At 41.5% G+C, this 5052-nt stretch carries 4 protein-coding genes; 1 reads left to right on the plus strand and 3 read right to left on the minus strand.

The annotated features are described in order from the left end of the window. The 3 genes from ACGLXV_RS22225 to ACGLXV_RS22235 all read right to left on the minus strand — a co-directional run. The coding region (locus ACGLXV_RS22225) for an alpha-glucosidase (RefSeq protein ID WP_391560337.1) at positions 1-1239 on the minus strand (1239 nt) is incomplete at its 3' end. Between the two features lie 120 nt (positions 1240-1359). Next, positions 1360-2526, minus strand: a complete 1167-nt coding sequence (locus ACGLXV_RS22230; RefSeq protein ID WP_391560338.1) for an acyl-CoA dehydrogenase family protein — start codon at positions 2524-2526, stop codon at positions 1360-1362. 162 nt (positions 2527-2688) lie between these two features. After that, positions 2689-4020: a hypothetical protein gene (locus ACGLXV_RS22235; RefSeq protein WP_391560339.1), complete on the minus strand. Its 1332-nt coding sequence runs from the start codon at positions 4018-4020 to the stop codon at positions 2689-2691. 195 nt (positions 4021-4215) lie between these two features. Between ACGLXV_RS22235 and rluF the strand changes: the two genes are divergently transcribed. After that, on the plus strand, positions 4216-4920 hold the full coding sequence (gene rluF, locus ACGLXV_RS22240) for a 23S rRNA pseudouridine(2604) synthase RluF (RefSeq protein WP_391560340.1): 705 nt from the start codon (positions 4216-4218) through the stop codon (positions 4918-4920). Positions 4921-5052: the final 132 nt, after the last annotated feature.

The following is a 5052-nucleotide window of genomic DNA, read 5'->3' on the forward strand; positions in this document are numbered from 1 at the left end:
CCCTTTCACATAGATCGATTCCATTACTTTCGCTTCGTCTTCCTTATTTTCTTTGACCTTTTCGTTATACATATTCAGTGTTTCAATATCTTTATACTCTTCAATGGAGTCAAATTTGACATTCGTCATGCCGATTTCCTCACCTTGATAAATATAAGGAGTTCCTTGTAGAGTGTGAAGGAAGGTAGCAAGCATCTTTGCTGATTCTACTCGATACTTCCCGTCATTTCCAAATCGAGAAACCATACGAGGCTGGTCATGGTTGTTTAAGTACAAACTATTCCAACCTTCCCCTTCAAGCCCCTTTTGCCATTTGGTAAAATTGTCTCTCAAGTCTTTTAACTTTAACGGACGCAAATCCCATTTCCCACCTGGTCCTGAATCAAGATCCATATGTTCAAATTGGAACACCATATTCAGCTCATTTCGATCTGAACCTGTATAAAGCTTTGCCTGCTCCACATCTACACCTGGCGTCTCACCAACCGTAACGACACCTTTTGAAAGCACCTCTTTATTCATTTCCTGTAAATACTCATGTATTTTAGGACCATTAAAGAAATACTCTGCACCTGACACATACTTTTTCCCTTCCATATTCGGTGCATCCTGGTACCCGGCCTTAGAAATTAAATTAATCACATCCATTCGGAAGCCATCGACACCCTTGTCAATCCACCAATTCATCATATCGTATACTTCTCTACGAAGCTTCGGATTTTCCCAATTTAAATCAGGCTGCTTTTTACTAAAAAGATGGAGAAAGTATTCATCGGTCGTTTCATCATACTCCCATGCCGAACCGCTAAAGAATGATTCCCAGTTCGTTGGCTCTTTACCATCCTTTCCCTTGCGCCAAATATAATAATTCCGGTATGGGTTGTCCTTTGACTTTTTTGCTTCAATGAACCAACGATGCTCATCTGATGAGTGGTTTACTACTAGGTCCATCATGAGCTTCATTTCACGGTCATGCATCTCCTGAATCAAATGTTCCCAATCTGCCATTGTTCCAAACTCATCCATAATATCTTGGTAATCGCTTACATCGTATCCATTATCGTCGTTTGGAGATTTATATACAGGAGACAGCCAAATGATATCAACACCAAGCTCCTTTAAATAATCAAGCTTTTCAATAATACCTTGAAGGTCACCAATTCCATCTCCATTGCTATCCTTAAAGCTTCGAGGATAGATTTGATAAACGACACTTTCTTTCCACCATGATTGATCCATATGTATAACTCCTCTCAAACGCACTGATTTGTGCAAACGCTTGCTTTTAATAAGGATAGCATTAATTGACTCGAAAAAAAATAACCTTTCACATGAAAGAAAGGCTATTTTTTGACATATCTATTTCTCATTACTCGCTCTTTGTGCAAGCAGGGAGATAACCGCATCATCCATTGGCGGATTATGCAGGCCGGCTCGAACATCTCGGTAATATCTTTGCAGTGGATTTTTATGATACAGACTTTGCGCTCCTACGATGCGCATAGCTTTATCAACAATCTCCATGGCTGTATTGGTGACCACTTGTTTCACCGCTGCAAGCTCCGCATGTAGTTCATAGCGATGTTCAACATCTTGATCCCATCTTTCCGCTACAGAATAAAGAAAGGTTCTTGCACTCATTAACTTAAGCTCCATTTCCCCGATAAGCTGACGAATATTAGGAAGCTCACTGATGGGACCTTTGATAGAGTTTGGTATGTAATTGTTTGCATATGTCACCGCATAATTTCTTGCTGCCAAGGCAATTCCCATATAACAAGCTGGTATATGCAAAAGCCAACCAGTTGCCTTCTTCTTTGATTCCTGATCAAGAACTTGTACAAGTGCATCGTAAGGAACTCTCACATCTTGTAAAAGAATGTCATGACTTCCTGTTCCACGCATCGCCATGGTGTCCCATGTTTCGACGATTTCCAACCCTTTTGTTTCACGTGGAACAATAAACTGAGCAATTTCGCCATTTTTCTCCACCGCTGCAACGACAATAAAATAATCGAGTACAGGAGACATCGTTGTAAACGTTTTTCGACCGTTCAATACCCAATGCTCTCCTTCTTGTACGGCAAGAGTTTGCGGTCTGCCTCCTCTTGTTGGACTCCCTGTTGCTGCCTCGGAAACCGCACTGTTTAATAACGCTCCATGATGTACGATGTCTTTTGCGATTTTCTCAAAAGCGCCATTTTTCCATAACTTCTTTTCGGCAGTATCCATGATAATTCCTAAATGCCAGCCGATAGAAAGAGCAGTCGAAGCATCTCCCTGGGCGAGTCTTTCCTGTAGGAGAACAAGTTCATAAAGTGAAATTCCTTCTCCTCCCAATTCCTTTGGAACAGAAAGCTTCGTGTAGCCACTTTTCTTTAACTCCTCGATATTTTCATAGGGGAAGCTCCCCTCCCGGTCATATTGTTCTGAGCGTTCTTGAAAGGAATCAGCTAGCTTACTAACCATGCTATATAGCTCTTTGTGACGGTTTGTTTTTAGAAAATATTGCTCATGATAACCCATTAAAAAAACTCCCTTCCCTGCCTATTAGTGCGAATGTAACTCTAATAATCGTTCCTGCTATTTATATAAGTATAACGGTACGGCTCTTCCCTTGTAAAAAAAGAACCCCTTAGAATATCTAAGAGGTTAGGTCATCAATAGGAAGCTAAAATTGATGTCTAGTTAACTAATAAATGAAATAATCGTGACTCCTACGATCGCAACGAGGGACATATGCATTCCATTCGCTCGCAATCCAACCTGAACACCAGAAATTCCAGCAAATCGGCTAACCATTAAGTTTAAGCCAGAGAACGGACTAAGCGCCGTTGACATCGCCCAAGTGAGTAACAATAATAGCGCCAGAGAAATACTCGTTATGCCAAGCTCAGCAGGCTGCAGCTGCATCGCTAGCGCTCCCACAACAGCAATCTGGTGAATTCCCATATAGGTGAGTACAAGTACGATCGCAATGACGGCTAATGCAAAGAGGAAAAAGGACTCCTTCGCAAACCCAGTAAGAACAGAATTGACTCCCTCTGCTAACGCAGTTCCTTTTATGGCAAAGGCAAGCATTCCCGCACTCATAAAGAGCATCATTTCATTGTTCATCAGTGGAACGGTGCGATCTCGGTAATCGATTAACAGTGGGCGCATTTTCTCCCAGTTGCGAGGAAGAACCGCAAATGCTGCCGGAACAAGAACGGAGATCAGACAAACAATAACGATCATCGACCAGTGAGTTGCCAACTCAATTAAAAGACAAGATCCCATTAACAAAACAACAAAGAATACTAGTCTTATAAGCTGATTACGAATCTTGTTATCTAGTAAATGAGATTGTGTTGATTCCACAACCATAGGGTTTCTCTTTTGCCAAAGGGCAAATAAGACATTTCCGATCAGTAAAGACAAAAATGACAGAACCATTCCATATCCAATGTACTGAGTGAACGGAACATGCAAATAATGAAGCACTAAAGAGACCGATGCAAAATACGGAGACCAAAAAATGGCGGTCGTAAAACCAACGAGATAGCTTTTCGCCGACATCATCGATGGAAGCTTTAACTCATCTAAAAATTCATTGATAATCCGAACCGAGCCTAGATTTAAGACCGGACTTAATAAAAACAAAGTACCCGTAATTCCGGCATATAGTTTCTTTGGCTGCTGCATCAACTTTTTTAGAAGAAGAGCTACCGCCTCAAAGTATCCTCCGAATCGTAATGGAATCGACAACAGAGGTGCTAACGTAATTAAACAAAGAAGAGGTAAAATAAGAAACAGGCCATCACTTATTCCTTCAACACCTGTCCCCTTCCCCATTTCAAGGACAATTCCAAGTCCCATCATAAAAAAGCCAAGAAGTCTTGGTAAAGGGTCTGCTTTCGGAGCACTACCGACAAACGCAATCAAAGCAAGAGCCACCACAACATACCGAAGCCAAGTGAGCTCTACAAAATATTGAATCAAATAAAGGCCACACATTGCTAAAATAAGGTAACTTCGCATAGGGCAATTTCTCCTAATGAACTAGTAATCTTATGTTTCATCGTACTCCTATCATTCGATAGATTCAATCGGTACTTCTAGAAAAAAGAATTGAAATTAGAGTGAATGAAACCCTACATCCACCCACCCGCTTGAAAACAAGCAAACAATTGCTGTATTCTTTAAAGGACAAAACACCTAAAGGATGTAAAAATAATGAGATTAAATAAATTTATTAGCGAATCGGGCTTTACTTCCAGACGCGGAGCAGACAAGCTCATTAGCGAAGGAAAAGTGACGATTAATGGGCGTGTCGCTGAGCTTGGGAGTCAGGTGGAAGCGGGAGACGACGTGAGGGTGAACGGCAAATCCATCGTGGTAGCGAGAAACTATGTATATATTGCGCTTAATAAACCCGTCGGAATTACGAGTACAACCGAGCGTCATATTAAAGGGAATATTATCGATCTCGTAAACCATCCACTAAGGATATTCCATATTGGAAGGCTCGATAAAGACTCCGATGGTTTAATCCTGCTAACAAATGACGGGGACATCGTCAACGAAATTCTTCGAGCAGAAAACAGACATGAGAAGGAGTACATCGTGACTGTAGACAGACCCATCACAAAAGAGTTTGTCGCAAAAATGTCATCGGGTGTGGAAATTCTTGATACAAAAACCCTTCCTTGTAAAGTGGAGCAACTATCAAAATACGTGTTTAAAATTATTTTAACACAAGGCTTAAACCGACAAATTCGCCGCATGTGTTCAAGCTTAGGGTACGGAATCGTTCGCCTACAGCGTACTAGAATTATGAACATCCATCTTGGCAGCCTCCCCCTTGGTCAGTGGAGGGATTTAACAAAAGAAGAAAAAAGGGAACTATTTAAAGAACTGAATTACGAACCGAAACAGTAAGAAAAGCGGAAGCGCCCTGGTCAGCGCCGTATGGCCTGGAGCGCTCCAACTGAGATAAAGGAAACACGAAGAGCCAGAGGCGATTCGATGTTGACTTATCGTAGGGCGGAGAGCGAAGGACACTAGGCGCTA

This window comes from Robertmurraya sp. (assembly GCF_036676585.1).
GTDB lineage: Bacteria > Bacillota > Bacilli > Bacillales > Cytobacillaceae > Robertmurraya_A.

Bases quoted from the DNA above. Each gene is read 5' to 3' on its own strand.
- rluF (WP_391560340.1), top strand. From the start codon at position 4,216: ATGAGATTAAATAAATTTATTAGCGAATCGGGCTTTACTTCCAGACGC.
- ACGLXV_RS22235 (WP_391560339.1), bottom strand. From the start codon at position 4,020: ATGCGAAGTTACCTTATTTTAGCAATGTGTGGCCTTTATTTGATTCAA.
- ACGLXV_RS22230 (WP_391560338.1), bottom strand. From the start codon at position 2,526: ATGGGTTATCATGAGCAATATTTTCTAAAAACAAACCGTCACAAAGAG.